Origin of the sequence: Clavibacter phaseoli (assembly GCF_021922925.1) — a bacterium.
In the GTDB taxonomy this organism is placed as follows: domain Bacteria; phylum Actinomycetota; class Actinomycetes; order Actinomycetales; family Microbacteriaceae; genus Clavibacter; species Clavibacter phaseoli.
The window spans coordinates 1,175,645-1,199,454 of the sequence record NZ_CP040786.1 but is presented as its reverse complement, the minus strand read 5'-3'; the positions used below and the strand labels follow the sequence as shown (position 1 = coordinate 1,199,454).

Annotated in this window: 19 protein-coding genes; 15 read left to right on the top strand and 4 right to left on the bottom strand. The window is 74.4% G+C overall.

Translation table 11 applies throughout. The features are described from left to right. Positions 1-11 precede the first annotated feature (11 nt). Positions 12-548: a GNAT family N-acetyltransferase gene (locus FGI33_RS05570; protein ID WP_119434667.1), complete on the top strand. Its 537-nt coding sequence runs from the start codon at positions 12-14 to the stop codon at positions 546-548. Between the two features lie 310 nt (positions 549-858). Here FGI33_RS05570 and FGI33_RS05565 read toward each other — a convergent pair whose 3' ends face one another. Beyond that, on the bottom strand, positions 859-1,308 hold the full coding sequence (locus tag FGI33_RS05565) for a hypothetical protein (RefSeq protein WP_119434668.1): 450 nt from the start codon (positions 1,306-1,308) through the stop codon (positions 859-861). A 377-nt stretch (positions 1,309-1,685) separates the two neighbouring features. Here FGI33_RS05565 and FGI33_RS05560 point away from each other — a divergent pair, with 377 nt between their 5' ends. From FGI33_RS05560 to cydC, 4 genes are read left to right on the top strand one after another with little or no spacing between them, the layout of a single operon-like run. After that, positions 1,686-3,098 carry a cytochrome ubiquinol oxidase subunit I gene (locus FGI33_RS05560; RefSeq protein ID WP_119434669.1) on the top strand — a complete coding sequence of 471 codons (1,413 nt, stop codon included), beginning with the start codon at positions 1,686-1,688 and terminating at the stop codon, positions 3,096-3,098. Further along, positions 3,098-4,102 (top strand): cytochrome d ubiquinol oxidase subunit II, encoded by a 1,005-nt coding sequence (gene cydB / locus FGI33_RS05555; RefSeq protein ID WP_119434670.1) that lies wholly within the window; start codon positions 3,098-3,100, stop codon positions 4,100-4,102. Before FGI33_RS05560 ends, cydB begins: the two co-directional genes overlap by 1 nt. Before the next feature lie 7 nt (positions 4,103-4,109). Further along, positions 4,110-5,870, top strand: a complete 1,761-nt coding sequence (gene cydD / locus FGI33_RS05550; RefSeq protein WP_237582362.1) for a thiol reductant ABC exporter subunit CydD — start codon at positions 4,110-4,112, stop codon at positions 5,868-5,870. Further along, a complete protein-coding gene (cydC, locus tag FGI33_RS05545) occupies positions 5,867-7,552 on the top strand; it encodes a thiol reductant ABC exporter subunit CydC (protein WP_237582361.1) in 1,686 nt (561 codons plus the stop codon). Before cydD ends, cydC begins: the two co-directional genes overlap by 4 nt. Before the next feature lie 26 nt (positions 7,553-7,578). Here cydC and FGI33_RS05540 read toward each other — a convergent pair whose 3' ends face one another. Beyond that, positions 7,579-8,397 (bottom strand): aminotransferase class IV, encoded by an 819-nt coding sequence (locus FGI33_RS05540; RefSeq protein ID WP_237582360.1) that lies wholly within the window; start codon positions 8,395-8,397, stop codon positions 7,579-7,581. 53 nt (positions 8,398-8,450) lie between these two features. Between FGI33_RS05540 and FGI33_RS05535 the strand changes: the two genes are divergently transcribed. From FGI33_RS05535 to holA, 5 genes are all read left to right on the top strand, one after another. Continuing rightward, a complete protein-coding gene (locus FGI33_RS05535) occupies positions 8,451-9,920 on the top strand; it encodes an anthranilate synthase component I family protein (protein WP_119434880.1) in 1,470 nt (489 codons plus the stop codon). A 99-nt stretch (positions 9,921-10,019) separates the two neighbouring features. Then, the gene (gene leuS, locus FGI33_RS05530) at positions 10,020-12,578 is read left to right on the top strand and encodes a leucine--tRNA ligase (RefSeq protein WP_119434881.1); all 2,559 of its coding nucleotides are present in this window, start codon (positions 10,020-10,022) and stop codon (positions 12,576-12,578) included. 148 nt (positions 12,579-12,726) lie between these two features. Further along, complete coding sequence (locus tag FGI33_RS05525) at positions 12,727-13,653, top strand: ComEA family DNA-binding protein (protein ID WP_337249871.1); 927 nt, start codon at positions 12,727-12,729, stop codon at positions 13,651-13,653. Next, on the top strand, positions 13,650-15,395 hold the full coding sequence (locus FGI33_RS05520; RefSeq protein ID WP_237582359.1) for a ComEC/Rec2 family competence protein: 1,746 nt from the start codon (positions 13,650-13,652) through the stop codon (positions 15,393-15,395). The genes FGI33_RS05525 and FGI33_RS05520 overlap by 4 nt, the downstream gene beginning before the upstream one ends. A 72-nt stretch (positions 15,396-15,467) precedes the next feature. Then, positions 15,468-16,496 carry a DNA polymerase III subunit delta gene (gene holA / locus FGI33_RS05515; RefSeq protein WP_119402850.1) on the top strand — a complete coding sequence of 343 codons (1,029 nt, stop codon included), beginning with the start codon at positions 15,468-15,470 and terminating at the stop codon, positions 16,494-16,496. Between the two features lie 170 nt (positions 16,497-16,666). Here holA and rpsT read toward each other — a convergent pair whose 3' ends face one another. Both rpsT and FGI33_RS05505 read right to left on the bottom strand, forming a co-directional pair. Then, entirely contained in the window at positions 16,667-16,930 is a 264-nt protein-coding gene (rpsT, locus tag FGI33_RS05510; RefSeq protein WP_012038238.1) for a 30S ribosomal protein S20, read from the bottom strand. A gap of 135 nt (positions 16,931-17,065) precedes the next feature. Further along, positions 17,066-17,584 carry an NUDIX hydrolase gene (locus FGI33_RS05505; RefSeq protein ID WP_119435233.1) on the bottom strand — a complete coding sequence of 173 codons (519 nt, stop codon included), beginning with the start codon at positions 17,582-17,584 and terminating at the stop codon, positions 17,066-17,068. 110 nt (positions 17,585-17,694) lie between these two features. Between FGI33_RS05505 and FGI33_RS05500 the strand changes: the two genes are divergently transcribed. The 5 genes from FGI33_RS05500 to FGI33_RS05480 all read left to right on the top strand — a co-directional run bounded on the left by FGI33_RS05500 (position 17,695) and on the right by FGI33_RS05480 (position 23,798). Continuing rightward, positions 17,695-18,894: a pyridoxal phosphate-dependent aminotransferase gene (locus FGI33_RS05500; RefSeq protein ID WP_237582358.1), complete on the top strand. Its 1,200-nt coding sequence runs from the start codon at positions 17,695-17,697 to the stop codon at positions 18,892-18,894. A gap of 9 nt (positions 18,895-18,903) precedes the next feature. Then, a complete protein-coding gene (locus FGI33_RS05495) occupies positions 18,904-20,163 on the top strand; it encodes an amidohydrolase (protein ID WP_119434005.1) in 1,260 nt (419 codons plus the stop codon). Further along, on the top strand, positions 20,160-21,137 hold the full coding sequence (locus FGI33_RS05490) for an epimerase (protein WP_119434006.1): 978 nt from the start codon (positions 20,160-20,162) through the stop codon (positions 21,135-21,137). Before FGI33_RS05495 ends, FGI33_RS05490 begins: the two co-directional genes overlap by 4 nt. Positions 21,138-21,245: 108 nt before the next feature. After that, entirely contained in the window at positions 21,246-23,093 is a 1,848-nt protein-coding gene (gene lepA, locus FGI33_RS05485) for a translation elongation factor 4 (protein ID WP_119402261.1), read from the top strand. A gap of 51 nt (positions 23,094-23,144) precedes the next feature. Beyond that, positions 23,145-23,798: a DUF1990 family protein gene (locus FGI33_RS05480; protein WP_119402259.1), complete on the top strand. Its 654-nt coding sequence runs from the start codon at positions 23,145-23,147 to the stop codon at positions 23,796-23,798. Positions 23,799-23,810: the final 12 nt, after the last annotated feature.

The following is a 23,810-nucleotide window of genomic DNA, read 5'->3' as shown; positions in this document are numbered from 1 at the left end:
ACCCTGCTGGCATGAGGATCCGCCCCGCCGAGCCCCGTGACGTCGACGACCTGCTGGAGATCCGCAACGACGCGATCCTGCACGGCACCGCCCTCTGGACCGAGGAGCCGGTCGACCGCGCCGAGCGCGAGGCGTGGTTCCGCGAGACGGCGGAGGCGGGAGAGCCGATCCTCGTCGCCGAGGTCGATGGCGCGTTCGCGGGCTACGGCACCTACGGCCCCTGGCGGCGCATGTCCGGCTACCGGTTCTCCGTCGAGGACTCGGTCTACGTCCGCGACGCCTTCCAGGGGCAGGGCATCGGCCGCGCGCTCGTCGAGGCGGTCGTCGAGCACGCGCGCGCCGCCGGCAAGCGCGCCGTGTTCGCGGACATCGAGGCCGGCAACACGGGCTCCATCCGCCTGCACGAGCGGCTCGGGTTCCGGCAGGTGGGGCTGCTGCCCGGCATCGGCTGGAAGTTCGGCCGGCCGCTCGACCTCGCGATCCTGCACCTGCCGCTCGTCGACGACGGGGACGCGCAGCAGGACGGGCACGGCGGCGCGGGGCGCTGATCCCCGCGAGCCGATCCGCACGGCGGACGGTCGAGAGGCCCGGCACGGGGCGCGGGAACGCCACGGGTGCCGGGCCTCTCCGGTGATCACGGTCCTTCGGGGGACGGGCGATCTCCGTGGTCCGGGAGCCGTCCGGTCCGGGGGGAGTGGACGGACGTGCTCGTCGGGTTGCGAGCGCCAGGCCCAAGGGGGGGGGTAAGGGCCGTGCGCTCATGGACGACTCTAGCGGGTCCCCCTTTATGCGGACACGCGGACATGGCCCCAGAAGGAGGGGCGTCGCCGGGGGACAGAGGCGGCGGGACCGCCCGGGTCAGTCCTGGGACTCGTCGAGCTCGCGTCCGCCGACCGCGACCACGGCGTCGCGGAGCGCGTGGAAGTTGTCGACCGTGAGGCCGTTGCGGAGGAGGTACGGCTCCACGCCGCCGCGGCCGGCCAGCGAGTGCAGCGCCTGGATGACGGGCGCGGGATCCCCGTCGACCGCGTGCTGCGCGGCGTCGCGGACGTCGAGACCGCCCGCCACGAGCGCGAGCGCGACGACGAGGGCGTCCTCGGTCGAGGCGGCGCGGGCGTCGTAGCGCACAGCGGGATCCCCGGCCTGGAGCCGGTCGGCCGCCTCGGCGACCCGCGCCGTCAGGTGCGCGCCCTCGGCCACGAGCAGGGCGACGAAGGCCGAGGCGGGGGCGCCGACGGCGGACGCGCCGGCCAGGGGAGCGGAGGCGAGGTGGTCGGGAGCCGAGGAGGCGGGAGCGGGTGAGGTCATGGCGGCGGCCCTTCGGTCGACGTGCGCGGTGCGGGTGGGAGCGGTGCCGGATCCGGATGCCGACGGCGGGTGCGGAGCCGGTGCCGGCCCCGCGCGTGGGCGCACCGGGTCGACGCCGATCCGGATGCGTGATCCGACCCTCGCCCGGCCGGGTGAACGGCCGGTGTCGCGTGCACCGCCGGGCGGCCAACGCGACGCGGCCGGGACCCGCGCGCCGGGCTCGCGCGGATCGTCTACAAGTCGTAGAATCAAGGCGTCGCGATGGAGCACACCACCCGCATGATCCGCCCTCCACAGGAAGCGCATCCGGTCGCCATGACACCGCACCCCGTCCCCGCAGACCCCCGCCCCGGCCGCCGCCAGAGCGGTCGCCCCGAGTGAACGAGCTCCTCGACCCGCTCGTCCTGTCCCGCTGGCAGTTCGGCCTCACGACCGTCTACCACTTCCTCTTCGTGCCGCTCACGATCGGCATGGCCTTCGTGTGCGCGCTCTACCAGACGGCCTGGGTCCGCACCGGGAAGCAGCACTACCTGCGCCTGACGCGGTTCTTCGGGAGGATCTTCCTCATCAACTTCGCGATGGGCACCGTCACGGGCATCGTGCAGGAGTTCCAGTTCGGCATGAACTGGTCGGAGTACTCCCGCTTCGTCGGCGACGTGTTCGGCGCCCCGCTCGCGCTCGAGGGCCTGCTCGCGTTCTTCCTCGAGGCGTCGTTCATCGGCGTGTGGATCTTCGGCTGGGACAAGCTGCCGAAGCGGCTGCACCTGGCGTCCATCTGGGTGGTGTCGATCGCGTCGATCCTGTCGGCCTACTTCATCCTCGCGGCCAACGCGTTCATGCAGAACCCCGTGGGCTACCGCATCGACGAGGCCCGCGGCCGTGCCGAGCTCACGGACATCTGGGCGCTCCTCACCAACAAGGTCGCCCTCGCCGCCTTCCCCCACACGATCTTCGCGGCCTTCATGTGCGCGGCGGCCGTGATCATCTCGGTCGCCGCGTGGCACCTGTCCCGCAACCAGCACCTCGAGACGATGATGCCGGCCATGCGGTTCGGCATGTGGTTCATGGTCGTCTCCGGAGCGCTCACGATCCTGTCGGGCGACCAGCTCGGCCTCGCGATGGTGCAGACGCAGCCCATGAAGATGGCCGCCGCCGAGGCGCACTACGACACGTCGTCCGGCGCCGCCGCGTCGTTCTCGCTCTTCACCTGGGGCACGCCGGACGGGTCGAGCGAGCTGTTCTCCATCCGCATCCCGTACCTGCTGTCGTTCCTCTCCACGCACACGCTCGACGGCACGGTCGAGGGCATCAACGACCTGCAGGCGCAGTACGTCGCCAGCTACGGCCCCGGCGACTACACGCCCACCATCTGGGTCACCTACTGGGCGTTCCGCTGGATGATCGGCTTCGGGATGGCGGCCATCGGCGTCGCGGTCGCGGGCCTGTGGTTCACGCGCCGCGGCCGGGCCATCACGCGTCCGTGGATGTGGAAGGTCGCCATCTGGGCCGCCCCGCTGCCGCTGCTCGCCATGACCGTCGGATGGATCTTCACGGAGATGGGCCGCCAGCCGTGGATCGTGTTCAGCCTGCTGCAGACGTCCTCCGCGGTGTCGCCGAACGTCACCGGGATCCAGGTGCTGCTCTCGCTCGTCGCCTTCACGGTGGTCTACGGGTCGCTCGCGGTGGTGGAGTTCCGCCTCATCCTCAAGGCCGCCCAGGAGGGGCCGGAGGACGAGCGGGAACCGGATCCCGTGACGGGCGAGGTCGTCCGGGAAGCGAGCGTGTACTGATGGACCTCCCCCTCCTCTGGTTCGGCGTCATCGCGTTCCTCTTCGTCGGCTACTTCGTGCTCGACGGCTTCGACTTCGGCGTGGGCATGAGCCTGCCGTTCCTCGCCAAGGACGACACCGACCGCCGCGTGCTCATCAACACCATCGGGCCGGTGTGGGACCTCAACGAGACGTGGCTCATCGTCGCGGGCGCCGCGCTCTTCGCGGCCTTCCCGGAGTGGTACGCGACGATGTTCAGCGGCTTCTACCTGCTGCTGCTCGCGATCCTCATCACGCTCATCCTCCGGGGGGTCTCGTTCGAGTACCGGCACCAGGGGGCGTCCGACCGGTGGCGCGGGTGGTTCGACGCGATGATCGTCGTGGGCAGCGTCGTGCCGTCGTTCCTCTGGGGCGTCGTGTTCGCGAACGTGGTGCGCGGCGTGCCCATGGACGCGGACCACGACCACACGGGATCCACGCTCGACCTGCTGAACCCGTACGCGCTGCTCGGCGGGCTCACGACGCTGTCGCTGTTCCTCGTCAACGGGCTGCAGTTCGCGGCGCTCAAGACCGACGGTCCCATCCGCGCCCGGGCCCGGCTGCTCTCGATGCGGGTCGGGGCCGTGACCATCGTGATCGCGGCGGCGTTCCTCGTCTGGACCACGCTCGCGCACGGGTCGGCACTGTCGGGCATCGTGTCCGCGCTCGCGGCCGCCGCGCTCGTCGGGTCGTACGTCGCCAACGTCCGAGGACGGGAGCGGTGGGCGTTCGGGCTGCTCGCCGCGACCATCGCGCTCGCGGTCGCCAGCCTCTTCACGGCGCTGCACCCGTACGTGATGCCCGCGTCGAACGACCCGGCGAACGGGCTCACGCTCGACAACGCGTCGTCGTCGCCCTACACGCTCACGATCATGACGTGGGCCGCGGGCTTCGCGCTGCCGCTGATCCTCGCCTACCAGGCGTGGACGTACTGGGTGTTCCGGAAGCGCATCACGCGCGCCGTGATCACCCGGGCCGCGCACTAGGCGCGCCGTGAAGCCCCTGGATCCGCGGCTGCTGCGGCACTCTGCGTCGGCCCGCGCCATGCTCGCCGTGGGCGCCGTGCTGGGCGCCGTGCAGACGGTCGCGCTCGTCGCCTTCTGCTGGTCGCTCACGCAGCTCGTCGTGCGGGCGATCGGCGGGGCGGATGCGGCCGCGCTCGCGCCCGTGCTCGCGCTCGCGGTCGGATCCGCCGTCGTGCGCGGCGCCGCGGCCTGGCTCCTCGACGTGGTCGGCGCGCGCGGAGCGGCGAGGGTCACGGCCGAGCTGCGACGACGCGCGCTCCGGGCGGTCGCCGACCTCGGTCCCGCCTGGACGGCCGGCCGCAGCCGCGGGCGGCTCGCTACGATCGTGGGCCCCGGTCTCGACGCGCTCGACCCGTACTTCGCGCGCTACGTGCCGCAGCTGATCCTCACTGCGCTCGCGACCCCGATCGTCGTGACCGTGCTCTTCGCCGCCGACCCGCTCACGGGCGTCACCGTGCTCGCGACGCTGCCCGTGATCCCGGTGTTCATGGTGCTCGTCGGCTGGGCCACGCAGGAGGTGCAGCGGCGGCAGTGGTCCCGCCTCACCGAGCTCGCGTCGGGCTTCCTCGAGGTGGTCGACGGGCTCTCGACGCTCCTGGTCTTCGGGCGCGCCCGGCGGCAGACGGGGCGGATCCGCCGGGTCACGGAGGAGCACCGCGTCGAGACCATGCGCGTGCTCCGGATCTCGTTCCTCTCCGGCTTCGTCCTGGAGCTCGCGGCGTCGCTGTCGGTCGCGCTCGCGGCGGTGTCGGTGGGCGTGCGCCTCATCGGCGGGCAGCTGGACCTCGAGGTGGGGCTCTTCGTGCTGCTGCTCGCGCCCGAGGCGTTCCTCCCGATCCGGCAGGTGGGCGTGCAGTTCCACGCGGCCGCCGAGGGGGTCGCGGCGGCCGACGACGTGCTCGGGATCCTGGAGGAGGAGCGGGCCGGCCGGGCGGCGCGGACCGTCCCGGGGACGGTGGCCGCGACGGCTCCCGCGGGCGACGCGCTCGTGGTCCGCGACCTGTCGGTCTCCCGCGGCGACCGGCTCGTGCTCGCGGGGATCCACGCGACCTTTCCGCGCGGACGCGTCACGGCCGTGACCGGGCCGAGCGGCGTCGGCAAGTCCTCGCTCGTCGCCGCGATCCTCGGGCAGCTGCCCGCGGGCGGGGCCGTCGGCTGGGTCGACGACCACGACGACGCCCCCACGCCGCGCCCGCCCGTCCCGACCGAGATCGCCTGGGCGGGACAGCGACCGGGGCTCGTCGCGGGCACGGTGCGCGAGAACGTGGCGCTGGGCGTCGCGGATCCCGACGACGCGCTCGTCCGACGGGCCCTCGCGCTCGCGGCGGCCGACGGCGTCGACCCCGACCTCGTGCTCGGCGTCGGCGGCCAGGGGCTCTCGGGAGGGCAGGCGCAGCGGGTCGCCGTCGCGCGCGCCGTGCACCGCGCGCTCGCCGTCGACTGCCCGCTCGTGCTGCTCGACGAGCCGAGCTCCGCGCTCGACGCCGCGACCGAGGAGCGGCTCGCCCGGGGGATCCGCGCGCTCGCCGACCAGGGGCGCGCGGTCGTGGTCGTCACCCACCGCGGCGCGCTCGTGCGGGCGGCGGACGCCGAGCTGCGGCTGGGCGGGGGATCCGGCGAGGACGACGTGCCGGCGGGTCCCGGGTCGCCGGTCGGCGCCGACCTCGCCGCCGTCGCTCCCGCGCGCATCGCCCCGGAGCCCGCCTGGCGCGCGCAGGTGGCGCCGTGAACCGCGACGGCGTCCTGCGGCTCGCGCAGCCGCCCGCCCGGCGCGCCCTGCCCGGGCTCCTCGCGGGCCTCGCGAGCGCCGTCGGCGCGGTCGCGCTCCTCGCCACCTCGGCCTGGCTCATCACGCGCGCGTCCGAGCAACCGCCCATCCTGTTCCTCGGCATGGCGATCGTCGGGGTCCGGGCGTTCGCGCTCGGCCGCGCCGCGTTCCGCTACCTCGAGCGGATCACGAGCCACGACGCGGCGTTCCGCGCGCTGTCCACCCTGCGCGTGGGCGTCTTCGAGCGGCTCCTCCCGTTCGCGCCCGCGGGCCTCCGCGACACGCGCCGCGGCGACCTCCTCACCCGGCTCGTCGGCGACGTCGACCGGCTCCAGGACCTCCCGCTGCGCGTGGTGCAGCCGCTGGCGGTGTCGGTGATCGTGCAGGCGGCGAGCGTCGCGGTCGTGGGGGCGGTGCTGCCGGCGGCGGGGATCGCGCTCGCCGTCGTGCTCGCGCTCGGCCTCGCCGTCGGCGTCGGCGCGACCACGGCGATCGCGGGGCGCGCCGAGATGCGCATCGCGCCGCTCCGCGCCCGGCTGCATGACCTCGTGCTCGACCTCATCGGCGGCCTCGACGTGCTGGCCGCGTTCGGGGCGGTGGACGACCGGCTCGCCGCGATCGACCGGGCCGCGACCGACCTCCGGCGGGCGGAGCTGCGCAGCGCCGCGGCGGCGGGCGTCACCACGGGCGTCGTCATCGCCGGGACGGGCGCCGTCGCGGGCTGGACCGTGCTGCAGGGCGTTCCTGGCCTCGCGTCCGGGACGCTGGATCCCGCGTGGCTCGCGCTGGCCGCGCTGGTGCCGCTCGCCCTGGTCGAGCAGGCGACGGCCGTGCCGCTCGCGGTGCAGGCGTGGCGGCGCGTGCGCACGAGCGCGGAGCGCGTGGCCGGCGTCGTGCCGGAGACGGTGCCCGACGAGATCCCGCGCGAGCCGGACGACGCCGACGCGGAGCCCGTGGACGCCGCGTCACCCGCGGGCACGACGCTCGAGGTCCGCGACCTCGTCACGCGCTGGCCGGGGGCCGACGAGGACGCCCTCGCGCCCGTGTCGCTCGTGGTGCGGCCGGGGGAGACGGTCGTGGTGCGCGGCCCGAGCGGATCCGGGAAGTCGTCGCTCGCGGCCGCCCTCGCCCGGTTCCTCGAGTCCGGCGGCGCGTACGAGCTGGACGGCCGGGACGCCCGGTCGATGGCGCCGTCGGCCGTCCGGCGGATCGTGGGCCTCTGCGAGCAGGCGCCGCACCTCTTCGACGCGAGCATCCGGCAGAACCTGCTCTTCGCCCGCGAGGACGCGACGGACGACGAGCTCGTCGGCGTGCTCGCCCGTGTCGGGCTCGCGGACTGGACCGCCGAGCGGGGCGGCCTCGACGCGCGCGTCGGCGACCGCGGCGGCCTCGTCTCCGGCGGGCAGGCGCAGCGGATCGCCCTGGCGCGGGCCCTGCTCGCCGACTTCCCGGTGCTCGTCCTCGACGAGCCGACGGCGGACGTCGACGCCGAGCGCGCCCGCGCCGTGCTGCGCGACGTGCTCACGGCCGCGCGCGACAGCGGACGCGGGGTGCTTTTGCTCACGCACACGGAGGTGCCGGGCGACCTCGTGGACCGGACGATCGAGCTGCGGGTCGCGGGCGACGGCGTGCGGACGCGCTGACGCGTCGTCGCGCTGACCCGCGGTCGTCAGCCCGTGGGGAGCTCGCGCCGCAGCGCGTCGAGCCGGGTGCGCCAGGCGCGCACGCGACCGGGCTCAGCCGCGGTCGCCGGGCCGTCGATCCAGCCGCGCACCAGGCGGATCCCGTGCAGCGCGCTGACGGACCACACCTCGCGGCCGTCGAGGTCGGACGGCCGGGCCTGCTCGTGCAGCACATCGACGCCGAGGGCCGTGGCCAGGGCGACGATGCTGCGCTCGGTGACGCTCGGGATCCGCGGCACGTCGCCCTCGACGACCGCGAGGGCGTCGCCGTGCCACCACAGGATGGCGCTGTACGCGCCCTCCACGATGGTGCCGTCGTCCGCGAGGATCACCGCCTCGCCCGCGCCGTACCGGGACGCGCGGCTGCGCAGGGCGCCGAGCGCGTGCAGGTCCGGTCCCTTGACGCGCGGCGTCGTGCGCGGATCCGGCCCGTCGTGGTCGCGGAGCACCACCGACGCCGTGCGCTCCGGCGCCGGTCGCACGAGCAGCCGCGCGACGTCGCCGTCCGGCCCGCGGAGCGCCTCCACGCGCGGGAACCACGCCCCCTCGCGGGGCAGCGCGGCGACCGCGGCGTCGAGGAAGGCCGCGGGATCCGGCACGGCGGCCGCCTGCAGGCGCAGCGACGCGAGGAACCGCTGGCGGTGGACGTCGAGCGCGAGCACGCGGCCCCCGTCGACGAGGAACGAGTCGGCCGCGAGCACCCGGTGGCCGGCGGGTCGCGCCTCCTCGGCCCCTCCACCGGCGGGATCCGCGCCGCCCGCCGCCCAGCCGGCCGCGGTCCACCGGAGGATCGTCTCGGAACTCATACCCTTGAGGCTAGGCGGCCGCCGGGTGCGCTCACGACACCGGGAGGCCGAGCATGCACGAGGGCGACGCGCGCGCCGCGGGCCGGGTCGTCGGCCGCCGGCTGGGCGCCTGGCACGAGCCGGAGGCGGTCTTCCTCGCGCTCTTCGCCCAGGAGACCGCCGGCGATGTGGCCTGGCTCGACGACTCGGCGGGGGAGGGGTGGAGCTACCTGGCCGCGTCCGCCGGCACCGTGGCCGCGTGGCCGCGGGGGGTGTTCGCGGGGCTGGCGGAGCTGCTGCCCGCGTCCGCGGTGCCGTCCTCCGCGCCCGCCGCCGACCACGACGTCCTCCCCGACGGCCTCGCGTTCCGGCTGGGCGTCGTCGGCTGGATCCCGCACGACGCCTGGACGGAGACCGTCCCGCTCCACCACGCGCCGCCGACCGCCTCCGCGGACGCCGCGGACCGCGTCCCCGCCGCCGTCCTCCGTGTCGACCGCCTCCTCGCCTTCGACCACCGGGCGGGGGAGGTCTGGGCCGTCGCCCGCGCCGGGGATCCCTGGCCGCATGCCGTGGAGGAGGAGCTCGCCCGCGCCGCGGCGTCCGTCGCGTCGGGCGTCCCGGAGCCCACCGTCGACACCGCCGACGCCGACCGGCCGCCCGTCTGGCGCCACGACGACGCCGCCTACCTCGGCCTCATCCGCTCCTGCCAGGAGTCCATCCGCCGCGGCGACGCCTACCAGCTGTGCCTCACGAACAGCGCGACCGTCCCGGGCGTCGTCGACCCGGTCCGCGTCCACCTCGCCCTCCGCGCCCTGAGCCCCACGCACCACGGCGCCTTCCTGCGCGCGGGCACGACGACGCTCGTCAGCGCATCGCCCGAGCGGTTCGTCGAGGTCGACGCGGCCGGCACCCTGCGCACGCTGCCCATCAAGGGCACGCGACCCCGCCACGCGGATGCCGCCGCCGACGCGCGGGCGCGCGCCGACCTCCTCGCGAGCGAGAAGGAGCGCGCGGAGAACGTCATGATCGTCGACCTGATGCGCAACGACCTCAGCCGCGTGTGCGTGCTGGGATCCGTGCGCGTCACGAGCCTGTTCGCCGTCGAGGCCTACGCGCAGGTGCACCAGCTCGTGAGCCGCGTCGAGGGCGAGCTGGCGCCCGGCGTCTCGGCCGTCGACGCGGTGCGGGCGCTGTTCCCGGCCGGATCCATGACGGGCGCCCCGAAGTCCGCGGCCGTCGGCATCCTCCAGGCGCTCGAACTCGGACCGCGCGGCGTCTACGCGGGTGCGTTCGGCTGGTTCGGCGACGACGGCCGCGTCGACCTCGCCATGGTGATCCGCTCGGTGGTCGTCACGGACGGCCGGGCCACGGTCGGCGCGGGCGGCGGGATCACGGCGCTGTCCGTCCCCGAGGAGGAGCTCGAGGAGGTGCGCGTGAAGGCCGCGCCGCTCCTGGCGGCCGTCCGGGCGGGTCGCGTGGAGTCCCCGCGCGGCGGTCCCGATTCGCCGCGGCCGTCCCTCCCCAGCGGGGCCGATCCCGCCTGACCGGCAGCCCCTCCCACCGGTTCGGGACCGCACCCGCGCGTTCACTAGTCTTGTCGAGGCCTTCACGGCCGCGACCCCCGCATCGAATCGAGAGCGCCCTTGGCACACGAGACACCCGACACCCCCGGCGACACCTACGACTTCCACGCCATCGAGGCGGAGTGGTCGGCGGTCTGGGAGCGCGAGCAGCCGTTCCGCACGCCGGACGCGAGCGACAGCCGCCCGCGCAAGTACATCCTCGACATGTTCCCGTACCCCTCGGGCGACCTGCACATGGGCCACGCGGAGGCGTTCGCGCTCGGCGACGCGGTCGCGCGGTACTGGCGCCAGCAGGGCTTCAACGTGCTGCACCCCATCGGCTGGGACTCGTTCGGCCTGCCCGCGGAGAACGCGGCCATCAAGCGCGGGGTCGACCCGCGCGAGTGGACCTACGCGAACATCGAGACGCAGAAGCAGTCGATGAAGCGCTACGGACTCTCCTTCGACTGGGAGCGCGAGCTCCACACGAGCGACCCCGAGTACTACCGGTGGAACCAGTGGCTGTTCCTCAAGATGCACGAGAAGGGCCTCGCCTACCGCAAGGACAGCTGGGTGAACTGGGATCCGGTGGACCAGACCGTGCTCGCGAACGAGCAGGTCCTGCCGGACGGCACGTCCGACCGCTCCGGCGCCGTCGTCGTCAAGAAGAAGCTCACGCAGTGGTACCTGCGGATCACCGACTACGCCGACCGCCTCGTCGACGACCTGAACCAGCTCGAGGGCACGTGGCCCGCCAAGGTCCTCAGCATGCAGCGCAACTGGATCGGCCGCTCGATCGGCGCGGAGGTCGACTTCGTCGTCGAGGGCCGCGACGAGCCCGTCACGGTGTTCACCACGCGTCCGGACACGCTGCACGGCGCGACCTTCATGGTCGTCGCGCCCGACAGCGACCTGGCCGCGGAGCTCGTCGAGGGCGCGTCCGAGGAGATCCGCGAGGACTTCCGCGGCTACCTCGAGCGCACGCAGCGCCTCAACGAGATCGAGCGCTCCACGACCGATCGCCCCAAGACCGGCATCCCGCTCGGGCGCACGGCGATCAACCCGGTCAACGGCGAGCGGATCCCCGTCTGGGCGGCCGACTACGTGCTCGCCGACTACGGCACGGGCGCGGTCATGGCCGTGCCCGCGCACGACCAGCGCGACCTCGACTTCGCGCGCGCCTTCGACCTGCCCGTGCGCGTCGTCGTCGACACCACGCAGCCCGTCACGGGCGCGATCCGCATCATCCCCGAGGACGGCGAGCTGCCGGACCTCGAGGAGGTGCTGCCCGGTCGCACGGGCGTGGCGCTCCCCGGCGAGGGCCGCCTCATCAACTCCGGCTCGCTGAACGGCCTGAGCAAGCAGCCGGCCATCAAGCGCGTCATCGAGCAGCTGGAGGCCGAGGGCCGCGGACGCGCCGCGAAGAGCTACCGCCTGCGCGACTGGCTCATCTCGCGCCAGCGCTTCTGGGGCACGCCCATCCCCATCGTCTACGACGCCGAGGGCACCGAGATCCGCGTGCCCGAGGACCAGCTGCCCGTCCGCCTGCCGGACACCGCGGGCCTCGACCTCACGCCGAAGGGCAAGTCGCCGCTGGCCGCCGCCACGGAGTGGTCGAACGTCGCGAGCCCCGTCGACGGCAGCTCGGCCACGCGCGACCCCGACACCATGGACACGTTCATGGACAGCTCCTGGTACTGGCTGCGCTTCCTGTCGCCGAACGACGCCACCAAGGCGTTCGACCCGGCCGACGCCGACCGCTGGGCGCCCATCGACCAGTACGTGGGCGGCGTGGAGCACGCGATCCTGCACCTGCTGTATTCGCGCTTCATCACCAAGGTCCTGTTCGACCTCGGCTACGTCACCTTCACCGAGCCGTTCAGCGCGCTGCTCAACCAGGGCATGGTGCTCTCCGGCGGCAGCAAGATGTCGAAGAGCAAGGGCGGTGTCGACCTCGGGAGCGAGATGGACCGCCACGGCGTCGACGCCATCCGCCTGACCATGGCGTTCGCCGGCCCGCCGGAGGACGACATCGACTGGGAGGACGTGTCCCCGTCCGGCTCCGCGAAGTTCCTCGCGCGCGCCTGGCGGCTCACGGGCGACATCACGAGCGCGCCCGAGGTCGAGTGGAAGACGGGGGACGAGGCGCTCCGCCGCGTCACCCACCGCTTCCTCGCGGAGGCGCCCGGCATGCTCGAGGCGTTCAAGTTCAACGTCGTCATCGCGCGCACCATGGAGCTCGTCAACGCCATCCGCAAGACCATCGACCAGGGCCCGGGCGGCGGCGACGCGGCCGTGCGGGAGGCGACGGAGGTCGTCGCCATCGCGCTCAGCCTGTTCGCGCCGTACACGGCGGAGGACATGTGGAAGCGCCTCGGCCGCGAGGGCTCGGTCGCGTTCGCCGGCTGGCGCAAGGCCGACCGCAACCTGCTCGTCGTGAACACGGTGACGGCCGTCGTGCAGGTCGACGGCAAGGTGCGCGACAAGCTCGAGGTCGACGCCAAGATCGGCGCGGACGAGCTCGAGGCGCTCGCGCGGGAGACCGCGGGCGTCAAGCGGTCCACCGCCGGGCGCACGATCGACAAGGTCATCGTGCGCGCGCCCAAGATCGTGAGCATCACCACCACGCCCGCTCCCTGACGGGCGGCCCGCGACGCGACGTCGCGGTGACACGGGGGCGGTCCGGCGACGGGCCGCCCCCGCTCCATCCCAGGGCGGATCCGCGTCGGCGATCCCCAGACCGCGCCGCGGAGGCCGGATGCCGCGGCGTCCCGCCTACCGTGCCCGCATGCGCCCCCTCCGCCGTCCCGGTCCCGGTCCCGATGCCGCCGAGCAGCCGGGTTGGTCCGAGGGCGGCGAGGAGTTCGACGCGACGTGGCCCTCGGACGGGGAGGTTCCCTTCCGGGACCTGGCGGTGGAGGAGCCGTCCCACGCCGACCCGCGGGCACCCCGCGAGCCCGACGACGCGCATCCGCTCCCCGGGCAGCGGGCGCGCGTCCGTCTCCGCGTCGGCGTCGGGGCGGCGGCCGTGCTGGTCGGCGCCGCCCTCGTGGTGGCGATCCTCGTCACCGCCGTGCAGTCCGCGGGTGAGGCCTCGTCGACGGCGCCCACCGCGTCGCATCCCAGCTCCGCGGCGCCCACCGGCTCGGGCTCGGGCTCGGGCTCCGACTCGGACGCGGCGGACCCGGTCGGGTCCGCTGGCGGCGAGGCGGGTGCGGACGCCGCGGTCGACGGGAGCAGCGCGAGCGGGGGATCCGCCGCGGGTGCGACGACGCCCATCTACGTGCACGTCGTCGGCGCGGTGGCCTCCCCGGGGCTCTACCCGCTGGCGCCGGGGAGCCGCGTGGTCGACGCCCTCGCCGCCGCGCACGGCTTCGCCGACGGCGCCGACACCGCGGGCGTGAACCTGGCCCGCGTCCTCTCCGACGGCGAGCAGCTCGTCGTGCCGCGCCAGGGGGAGGCACCGGCGGCTCCCGCGACGTCGGGCGCGAGCGGCGGGAGCGGCGGGAGCGCGAGCCCGTCGGCGCCGGTGGACCTCAACACGGCCACGGCGGAGCAGCTGGAGACGCTCCCGCGCGTGGGCCCGGCGATGGCCGCGCGCATCATCGCGTGGCGTTCCGCGCACGGCCGCTTCACGCGCGTCGCCGATCTCGGACGCGTCCCGGGCATCGGCGACCGCACGCTCGCCTCGCTCACCCCGCTGGTGCGGGTGTGACCGTGCGGTCGTCGCGTCGTCGGCGGGGCGATGCCGCCCCGCCCATCGACCTGCGGCTGGCGATCCCCGCGGCCGTCGGCTGGGCCTCGACGGCGGCCGCGATCGGCGTCCGCGGGGCGTCGGGGCCTCTCGCCGTCGTACTCGGGTCGCTGGCGCTGTCGTCCGTCGGGGTCGCCATCGGGTCGTCCGTCCACGCGCGGCCGTACGCGGCACCGACCGGATCGCCACGGGACGGGCGTCGCCGCGCCCGCCAGCCCGCACAGCGCGTCCACGGATCCACGTCGGCCCGGATCCGCCGCGCAGCTGCCGCGCTGGCCGTCGCCGCCGGGGTCACGGCCATGCTGCTCGGCGCCGCCGCGGTCCGCGAGCCGTCGCGTCACCCGGATGCCCTCGAGTCCGCGGCACGCACGGACGGCATGGTGGTGGCGGACGCCGTCGTCGACGAGCCGCCCGCCCCGGTCGCGTCGCACGCCGGGAGCGGCGCGGGCCGCGCCGACCGGGTGCGCCTCGCCGCGCACCTCACCGCCCTGCACGTCGGCCGCGAGGGGGACGGACGCGCGGTCGACGACACGGTGCTGCTGCCGAGCGCGGTGCCGGTCGTGGTCTTCGCCACGGGCGCCGGCGGCGCGGACGACGGATCCGGCCCCGACGGGCGCGGGCGCCCCCGCCTCGGCGTGGGCGCCGTCGTGCGGGTGAGCGCGGCCGTCCGGCCCGCGGATCCGGCGGACCGCGCCGCGTACCTCCTCCTCGCCCGCGGGCGGCCCGAGCCCACGCGTCGGCCCGCCGGCCCGCTCGGCCTCGCCGACGCCCTCCGCTCGGGCCTCGCCGACGCCGCGGCCGGCCTCCGCGGCCCGGGGGCGCAGCTGCTGCCCGGCCTCGCCATCGGCGACGTGTCCGCCGTGGATCCCGCGCTCGCGCAGACCATGAAGGACAGCTCGCTGACGCACCTCACGGCGGTGTCCGGGGCGAACTGCGCGGTCATCGTGGGCCTCGTGCTCGCGCTGGCGGCCGCCGCCGGGCTGAGGCGACCCGCCCGAGCGGTCGCGGCGATGGCGGCGCTCGGCGCGTTCGTGATCCTCGTGACGCCGCAGCCCAGCGTGCTGCGCGCCGCGCTCATGGCCGCCGTGCTCATCGTGTCCAGCGCGTCCGGTCGGCCGTCCCGCGGCGTGCCCGCCCTCGCGGTGGCCGTCGTCGTGCTGCTCGTGGGCGACCCCTGGCTGGCGCGCGACCTCGGCTTCGCCCTGAGCGTGCTGGCGACGGCCGGCCTCCTCGTGCTGGCGCCCCCGCTCGCCGAGCGCCTGTCGCGTCGCATGCCCCGCCGCCTGGCCGAGGCGCTCGCGATCCCCGTCGCCGCACAGGTGGCGTGCCAGCCCGTGCTCCTCGTGCTGCAGCCCGGCCTGCCCGTGCACGGCGTCCTCGCCAACGTCCTGGCCGAGCCGGCCGCCGCGCCCGCCACCATCGGCGGCCTCATCGCCTGCGTCCTCCTGCCGGTCCTGCCGCCGGCGGGAGACCTCGCGCTGCGGCTGGCATGGCTCCCGGCCTCCTGGATCGCGGCGGTCGCCTCCGTCACCTCGCGCCTGCCGTGGGGCCGCGTGCCGTGGGCATCGGGCCCCGCGGGCGTCGTCGCCCTCGCGGTCGCGATCGCCCTGGTCGTCGCGGCGGTGGCGCTCGGCCCTCCGACCGGCCCGGGTCGCCCGCCCGCCGCCGTCCCCGGGCCTGGCGATGTCCCACCCGACGGCTAACCTGGATCCGCTCGACCGGCGGCGCGTGCCGCCCGCGGGCATCCGCATCCCGCACCCTCCGGAAGGACCCGCATGGCGACCAGGACGTCCCGCAGCACGGCGGCGAAGCCCTCCGCGGCCATCCCGCAGCTCTCGTGGGACGCGGTGCGGCCGGCGCCCATCGTCCTCGTGTCCGGCACCGAGGCCCTCCTCGCCGACCGCGCGATGCGGCGCCTCCGCGACATCCTCACGGCGGAGGACCCGCGCATCGAGGTCTCCGACATCGAGGCCGACTCGTACGCGCCCGGCGAGCTCATCACGCTGGCCAGCCCGTCCCTGTTCGCGGAGCCGCGGCTCATCCGCGTCGTGAACGTGGAGAAGTGCTCCGACCAGTTCCTGCTCGACGCCGTGGCCTACCTCGACTCGCCGGCCGACGACACCTACGTGGTGCTCCGGCACGCCGGGGGAGTGCGCGGCAAGAAGCTGCTCGACGCCGTGCGCGCGGGGACCGGCGGTGGCATCGAGATCGTGTGCGCCGAGCTCAAGAAGGACAGCGAGAAGCACGACTTCGCCGTCGCCGAGTTCCGTGCCGCGAAGCGCTCCATCACGCCGGGCGCCGTGCGGCAGCTCGTGGCGGCGTTCCAGGACGACGTGAGCGAGCTGGCGTCGGCGTGCCAGCAGCTCATCTCGGACACCGCCCACGAGATCACCGAGGTCACGGTCGACCAGTACTACGGCGGTCGCGTCGAGATCAACGCGTTCGCGGTCGCGGACTCGGCGATCGCCGGCCGCAGCGGCGAGGCGCTCGTGCTGCTCCGGCACGCGCTCACCTCGGGCGCGGATCCGGTGCCGCTCATCGCGGCGTTCGCCATGAAGATCCGCACGATGGCGAAGGTGTCGGGCGTGTCGGGTGCCTCGGGCCAGCTGGCGTCCAAGCTCGGCATGGCGCCGTGGCAGGTCGACCGCGCCCGGCGCGACCTGCAGCTGTGGGACGACGCGGGTCTCGGCCGGGCCATCGAGGCCCTCGCCGAGGCGGACGCGCAGGTCAAGGGCGGCGGGCGCGATCCCGTCTACTCGCTGGAGCGCATGGTGCGCACCATCGCCTCGCGCGGCCGCGACTGACGGCACCTACCGACGGCACCGACCGACGGCACCGACCGACGGCACCGACCGACGACACGAGCGTCGGCGATGAGCGACCCGCCGCCCGCGGCACAGCGGTCGGGACAGCGCCCGCAAATGACGACGGGCCCCGCGCGATGCGCGGGGCCCGTCGTTCACACCAGGGGAGATCAGCCGATCTTGGCGACCTGCTTGGCGATCGCGCCCTTGCGGTTCGCGGCCTGGTTCTTGTGGATGACGCCCTTGCTGGCGGCCTTGTCGAGCTTCTTGCCGGCGAGGCTGACGGCCTTGACGGCCGCGTCCTTGTCGCCCGCGGTGATGGCGGTCTTGACGGAGCGGATGGCCGTCTTCAGCTCGCTCTTCACGGCCTTGTTGCGCTCCTGGGCCTTCTTGTTGGTGCCGATGCGCTTGATCTGCGACTTGATGTTTGCCACGTGTTATGTCTTCCGTTCGAGTTGTCGTCGTATGAGTTGCCGCTCAGCGAGAGAGGGCGCCTGCGGCGATACCGCGTGATCGGGGAGGATCACACGCAAGCCAACAGGCGACGATACCAGGTCGCGGCCGGGAAATCAGGCCGCGAAGCCCCGCGCGTCGCGGTCGTGGCGCGGGACGTCCTCGCCGGGGCGCACGAAGCGGGTCTCGGGCTCGTCGTCGAGCGCGTTCCGGATGCGCGCGAGGAAGTCGGCGGGCATCTCCGGGAGCGCGTCCACCGGCCACCACGCGACCTCCAGCGACTCGTCGTCGTTGACGCGCGCCTCGCCCGAGACGTAGCGGCAGCGGAACGTGAGGTCGAGGTAGCTGGCGCGATCGCCGTTGGGGTAGGTGATCTCGCCCGTCGTCCCCACGGCGACCAGCCGCTCGACATCCACGGTCACGCCGGTCTCCTCCTCCGCCTCGCGCCAGGCGCCCACGGCGGGCTCCTCGCCGGGCTCGAGGATCCCCGAGACGGGCGCCCACGCGCCGGTGTCGCCGCGACGGACGAGGAGGACGCGGGGGCCGTCGAGGATCACGGCCGTGACGCCGGAGAGCCACAGGGGAGCGGTGCCGACCCGCTCGCGGAGGGAGACGATGAAGTCGGGGATGCCCATGCCGCGAGCCTATCGACGCGGAGCGGGCGGGCGGGCCGGCCGATCGGAAGCCGCCCGACGCCCGCGCGACGGCGCCCGCCCCCCCCACCCGCGGGAATACGCTCGATGCCGTGCCCCGTCTCGCGCCCCACATCCCGTCCGTGCCCGAGTCGGGCATCCGCCGCATCCTCGAGCTGTCCTTCGAGGTGGACGACGTCATCGCCCTGGGCGTCGGCGAGCCGGACGTGCCCGTGGCGCCGCACATCCGCGAGGCCGCCCGCGTGGCCTGGGCGGAGGACCGCACCGACTACACCGCGAACGCGGGCATCCCGGAGCTGCGCGCCGCGCTGGTCGAGAAGCTCCGCCGGGACAACGGGCTCGACGTGCAGACGGAGCAGGTCTGGGTCACCGTCGGCGCGACGCAGGCGCTGTACCAGGCGATGACGCTCACGCTGGGCGCGGGCGACGAGGCCCTCGTGCCGGATCCCGGCTACACGACCTTCTCGATGGGCGCGCGCATGCTCCAGGCCGAGCCCGTGACCTACCCGCTCCTGCCCGAGCGCGGCTTCCTGCCCGACATGGCGGAGCTCGAGCGGCTCGTCACCGCGCGCACGCGCGTCCTCGTCGTCAACTCGCCGTCGAACCCGCTCGGGGCCGTGTTCCCGCGGGAGACGCTCCGCGAGCTCCTCGCGTTCGCGCGCCGCCACGACCTCTGGGTGATCAGCGACGAGGTCTACGAGTACTTCGTGCACGACGCCGAGCACGTGAGCATGGCGAGCCTGCAGGAGCCGGGGGAGCAGCGCGTCCTGAGCGCGTTCTCGCTCTCCAAGACCTACGCGCTGACCGGGGTCCGCGTCGGCTACCTCGTGGTGCCGAGCGGGATGACGACGACGATGCGCACGGTCCAGGAGGCGACCATCAGCTGCGTCAGCGCGCCCGCGCAGTGGGCGGGCGTCGCCGCGGTCACGGGCGACCAGTCGCACGTCCGGCAGGCGATCGCCCACTATCGCGAGAACCTCGACGCGGCCACGGCCCTGCTGGAGGAGCGGGGGATCCGGCACCTCCGGCCGACCGGCGCGTTCTACCTCTGGATCGACGTGTCCCACGCCTCCGACGGCGACGTCGCCGGCTGGGCGGAGCGCTTCCTCCTCCGCGACCGCGTGGCCGTCGCCCCGGGCAGCGCGTTCGGCCGCTCGGGCGAGGGGTGGATCCGCGTCTGCGTCGCCGCCGACCGCGACGCGCTCCTCAAGGGCATCCGCCGGCTGCCGGCGCCCGGCGACGCCGTGCCCGGGCCCGCGCCCGCGACGGACGCGGCGACACCCGCGTCCTAGGCTCGGAGCATGCCCCTCTCCGACAGCACCGCACCCGTCCGCGCCTCCGCCTCCTCCGTCACCGCGATCGTCGGCGGCCATGTCGTCCCCGTCGACGCCGCCCCGATCCCGGGCGGCACCGTCCTCCTCCGCGACGGCCTCGTCGCCGCGGTCGGGCAGGGCGGCGACGTCGAGGTCCCCGAGGGCGCGACCGTCATCGACGCCGCCGGCCGCTGGGTCCTCCCCGGGTTCGTCGAGGCGCACGGCCACGTCGGCATCCACGAGGAGGCCAACGGCCCCGCGGGCAACGACACCAACGAGATGACCGACCCCGACATGAGCTCGGTGCGCGCGATCGACGCCATCGACATCGACGACGAGGGCTTCCGCGACGCGCTCAAGGGCGGCGTGACGACCATCGTCGTGAAGCCCGGCTCCGGCAACCCGATCGGCGGCCAGTCCGTCGCGATCAAGTCGTGGGGCGGCCGCACGATCGACGAGCAGCTCGTCAGCGACTCCGTGAGCGTCAAGAGCGCCCTGGGCGAGAACCCGAAGCGCGTCTACGGCGCCAAGGACCGCACGCCGTCCACCCGCCTGGGCGTCGCCATGGTGATCCGCCGCGCCTTCCGCGACGCCGAGGACTACCGCGCGGCCCGCGACCACGCCGCGAAGGAGGGCAAGCCCTTCTCGCGCGACCTCGGCAAGGAGACGCTCGTGCGCGTGCTCGACGGCGAGCTCGCCTGGGACCAGCACACGCACCGCCACGACGACATCGCGACCGCGATCCGCCTCGCCGACGAGTTCGGCTACCGCCTGGTCGTCAACCACGGCACCGAGGGCGACAAGATCGCGGACGTGCTCGCCGAGCGCGGCATCCCCGTGATCTTCGGCCCGATGATCACCTCGCGCTCCAAGGTCGAGCTCCGCGACCGCGCCGTCGCGAACCTCGCGGCGCTGCACCGCGCGGGCGTCCTCGTCGCGATCACGACCGACGCGCCCGTCGTGCCGATCGACTTCCTCGTGCACCAGGCGTCCTTCGCCGTGAAGGACGGCCTGCCCGCCGACATCGCGATCCGCGCCATCACCGCGAACCCCGCCGCGATCCTCCGCCTCGACGACCGCGTCGGCGCGCTCACGCCGGGCCTCGACGCCGACGTCGTGATTTGGTCGGGCGACCCGCTCGACGTCCAGTCGCGCGCCGAGCACGTCATCATCGGCGGCAGCACGGTCTACACCTGGGCCGACGGCGTCGGCACGACGGTCGAGCGCCGCACGCGCTTCGGCGCGTGAGCGACGCGCCGGGGGCGGCCGCCCCGCGCACCGCGGTCGTCGCGGGCGCGTCCGGCTTCATCGGCCAGGTGCTCGTGCGCGAGCTCGCCGACGAGCGCTACCGCGTGCTCACGATCGGCCGCTCGGGCGCGGACGCGCGCTGGGGCGACGAGGACGGGATCCGCCGCATCGTCGACGGCGCCGACCTGCTCGTGAACCTCGCGGGCAAGAGCGTGGACTGCCGCTACGGCGTCGCGAACCGCCGGGAGATCCTGCGCTCGCGCGTCGAGACGACCGGCGAGCTCGCGCGCGCCGTCGCGGACAGCGCGCGGCCCGTGCCCGTCTGGATCAACGCCTCCACGGCCACCGTCTACCGGCACGCCACCGACCATCCGCAGACCGAGTCGACGGGCGAGCTCGGCGACGACTTCTCGCCGTCGGTGGGCCGCGCGTGGGAGCGGGCGTTCCTCTCGCCCGAGCTGCCCGCCACCCGGCGCGTGGCGCTGCGGATCGCGATCGTCCTCGGCCGCGACGGCGCGCTGCAGCCGCTCCTCGGCCTCGCGCGCTTCGGCCTCGGCGGCCCGCAGCTCGACGGCCGGTTCCCCGGACGCCCCTCCCGGATCCGCGCCGGCGCCCACCATGTGTTCCAGCCCACCCACGGCCGCCAGGTCTTCAGCTGGCTGCACATCGACGACCTGGTCGGCATCATCCGCTTCGTGCGCGACACCCCGTCGCTCGAGGGCCCGGTCAACGCGTCGAGCCCCGCGCCCGTCACCAACCGCCGGCTGATGAGGATCCTCCGTCGCGCCGTCGGCGTGCCCGTCGGGCTCGCCGCGAACCGGTGGATGCTCGAGGTCGGCATGTGGCTGTTCCGCACCGAGCCGGAGCTCGTGCTCAAGAGCCGCTGGGTCGTCCCGGAGACGCTCGAGGCCGCGGGGTACCGGTTCCGGTGGCCGGAGCTGGACGCGGCGGTCGCCGACATCGTCCGGCGCTGATTGTCCCGCGGCGCGCAGGCCATCGGGCGCGCGCCGCGGGGACGGCCCGACGGGCGTGCCGTGGGATGATCGTGGTTCCGCTCCACCGACGAGACCCGTAAGGAACGCGTGAGCCCCCTAGCATCGAAGGCCCTCCGGCCCGCCGCGACCGACCCCGCGTCCATCCGCAACTTCTGCATCATCGCCCACATCGACCACGGCAAGTCCACGCTGGCCGACCGCATGCTGCAGATGACGGGCGTCGTCGACTCGCGCTCCATGCGCGCCCAGTACCTCGACCGCATGGACATCGAGCGCGAGCGCGGCATCACGATCAAGAGCCAGGCCGTGCGCATGCCGTGGGAGCTCGACGGGCGCACGTACGCGCTCAACATGATCGACACCCCGGGCCACGTCGACTTCTCCTACGAGGTCAGCCGGTCGCTCGCCGCGTGCGAGGGCGCCATCCTCCTGGTCGACGCCGCGCAGGGCATCGAGGCGCAGACCCTCGCGAACCTCTACCTCGCGCTCGAGAACGACCTCACGATCATCCCGGTGCTCAACAAGATCGACCTGCCGGCCGCCGACCCCGACAAGTACGCCGCCGAGCTCGCCTCGCTCATCGGCGGCGACCCGTCGGACGTGCTGCGCGTCTCCGGCAAGACCGGCGCCGGCGTCGAGGACCTCCTCGACCGCGTCTCCCGCACCATCCCCGCGCCCGTCGGCGACCCCGACGGCGCCGCGCGCGCCATGATCTTCGACTCGGTCTACGACGCCTACCGCGGCGTGGTCACCTACGTCCGCATGATCGACGGCAAGCTCAGCCCGCGCGAGAAGATCTCGATGATGTCGACGCGCGCCACCCACGAGATCCTCGAGATCGGCGTCAGCTCGCCCGAGCCCACGCCGTCCGACGGCCTCGGGGTCGGCGAGGTCGGCTACCTCATCACGGGCGTGAAGGACGTGCGCCAGTCGAAGGTCGGCGACACCGTCACGACCGCCGCGCGCCCCGCGACCGAGGCGCTGCCCGGCTACACGGAGCCGCTGCCCATGGTCTTCTCCGGGCTCTACCCGATCGACGGATCCGACTACCCCGACCTCCGCGACGCCCTCGACAAGCTCAAGCTCTCGGACGCCGCGCTCGTCTACGAGCCCGAGACCTCGGTCGCGCTGGGCTTCGGCTTCCGCTGCGGCTTCCTCGGCCTCCTGCACCTCGAGATCATCACCGAGCGCCTCTCGCGCGAGTTCGGCCTCGACCTCATCACGACGGCCCCGTCCGTGATCTACGAGGTCACGAGCGAGGACAAGAGGACGGTCACGGTCACCAACCCGAGCGAGTTCCCGGGCGGCAAGATCGTCAGCGTCTCCGAGCCCGTGGTGAAGGCCGCGATCCTCGCGCCCAAGGACTACGTCGGCACGATCATGGAGCTGTGCCAGTCGCGGCGCGGGATCCTGCTCGGCATGGAGTACCTCGGCGAGGACCGGGTGGAGATCCGCTACACGATGCCGCTCGGCGAGATCGTGTTCGACTTCTTCGACAACCTCAAGAGCAAGACGGCCGGCTACGCGTCGCTCGACTACGAGCCCGCGGGCTCGCAGGACTCCGACCTCGTGAAGGTCGACATCCTGCTGCAGGGCGAGCAGGTCGACGCGTTCAGCGCCATCGTGCACCGCGACAAGGCGTACGCGTACGGCGTGCTCATGACGGGCCGCCTCCGCGAGCTCATCCCGCGCCAGCAGTTCGAGGTGCCGATCCAGGCGGCCATCGGCGCCAGGATCATCGCCCGCGAGTCCATCCGCGCCATGCGGAAGGACGTGCTCGCCAAGTGCTACGGCGGCGACATCACCCGCAAGCGCAAGCTCCTCGAGAAGCAGAAGGAGGGCAAGAAGCGCATGAAGATGGTCGGCCGCGTCGAGGTCCCCCAGGAGGCGTTCATCGCGGCGCTCTCGGGCGACACGGAGAAGAAGGCGAAGTAGCCGCGCGGGCGCCCGGCGTCCGTCCGGGCGCCACCGCCTAGGCTTGCCCCCATGCGCCGCAGCACCTACACCGCGACCGCCGTCACGTACGGCTCCGTCGGCGGCACCCAGGCCGTCGACCTCATGACCTACCCGCCCGAGGGCTACCGTCCCGCGGAGGCGAGCGCGCGGCTCGGCAGCGGCGACGAGCGCTTCGAGCAGGCCGTCGCCCTCCTCATGACCTGGGGCGTGCAGCGCGGCAGCGGCATCGAGGTCACCCGCATCGAGCAGGAGGTCCCCGACGACCCCGGCTACGCGGGACTCGAGTTCGACGCGGACGGGGTGCCCCAGGTCCCCGTCGACCGCCCGCGCGAGACGCTGTACGGCGACGACGGCACCGCGTGGATCACGTCGGGCACCTCGGCCGTGCTCCGCATGCCGTTCGGCCCGTTCCACCCCGAGGCGCCCGTCCGCGTCGTCTACACCGTGCAGGAGACCGACCGCGTCGGCTTCGCGTACGGCACGGTGCACGGCCACCCGCTCAGCGGCGAGGAGGCGTTCCTCGTCTCGCGGGAGCCCGACGGCAGCGTGTGGCTCACCCTCCGCGTCTTCTCCAGGCCGGCGTCGTGGCCGATGCGACTCGCGAGCCCGGTGCTCCGCGTCGTGCAGGGCGTCTTCATGCGCCGGTACCTCAAGGCCCTGCACCCGGCGGTCGCGTCCGCCTGATCCGACGCCCGC

Bases quoted from the DNA above. Each gene is read 5' to 3' on its own strand.
- FGI33_RS05570 (WP_119434667.1), top strand. From the start codon at position 12: ATGAGGATCCGCCCCGCCGAGCCCCGTGACGTCGACGACCTGCTGGAG.
- FGI33_RS05565 (WP_119434668.1), bottom strand. From the start codon at position 1,308: ATGACCTCACCCGCTCCCGCCTCCTCGGCTCCCGACCACCTCGCCTCC.
- cydB (WP_119434670.1), top strand. From the start codon at position 3,098: ATGGACCTCCCCCTCCTCTGGTTCGGCGTCATCGCGTTCCTCTTCGTC.
- FGI33_RS05540 (WP_237582360.1), bottom strand. From the start codon at position 8,397: ATGAGTTCCGAGACGATCCTCCGGTGGACCGCGGCCGGCTGGGCGGCG.
- FGI33_RS05535 (WP_119434880.1), top strand. From the start codon at position 8,451: ATGCACGAGGGCGACGCGCGCGCCGCGGGCCGGGTCGTCGGCCGCCGG.
- FGI33_RS05525 (WP_337249871.1), top strand. From the start codon at position 12,727: ATGCGCCCCCTCCGCCGTCCCGGTCCCGGTCCCGATGCCGCCGAGCAG.
- holA (WP_119402850.1), top strand. From the start codon at position 15,468: ATGGCGACCAGGACGTCCCGCAGCACGGCGGCGAAGCCCTCCGCGGCC.
- FGI33_RS05505 (WP_119435233.1), bottom strand. From the start codon at position 17,584: ATGGGCATCCCCGACTTCATCGTCTCCCTCCGCGAGCGGGTCGGCACC.
- FGI33_RS05495 (WP_119434005.1), top strand. From the start codon at position 18,904: ATGCCCCTCTCCGACAGCACCGCACCCGTCCGCGCCTCCGCCTCCTCC.
- FGI33_RS05480 (WP_119402259.1), top strand. From the start codon at position 23,145: ATGCGCCGCAGCACCTACACCGCGACCGCCGTCACGTACGGCTCCGTC.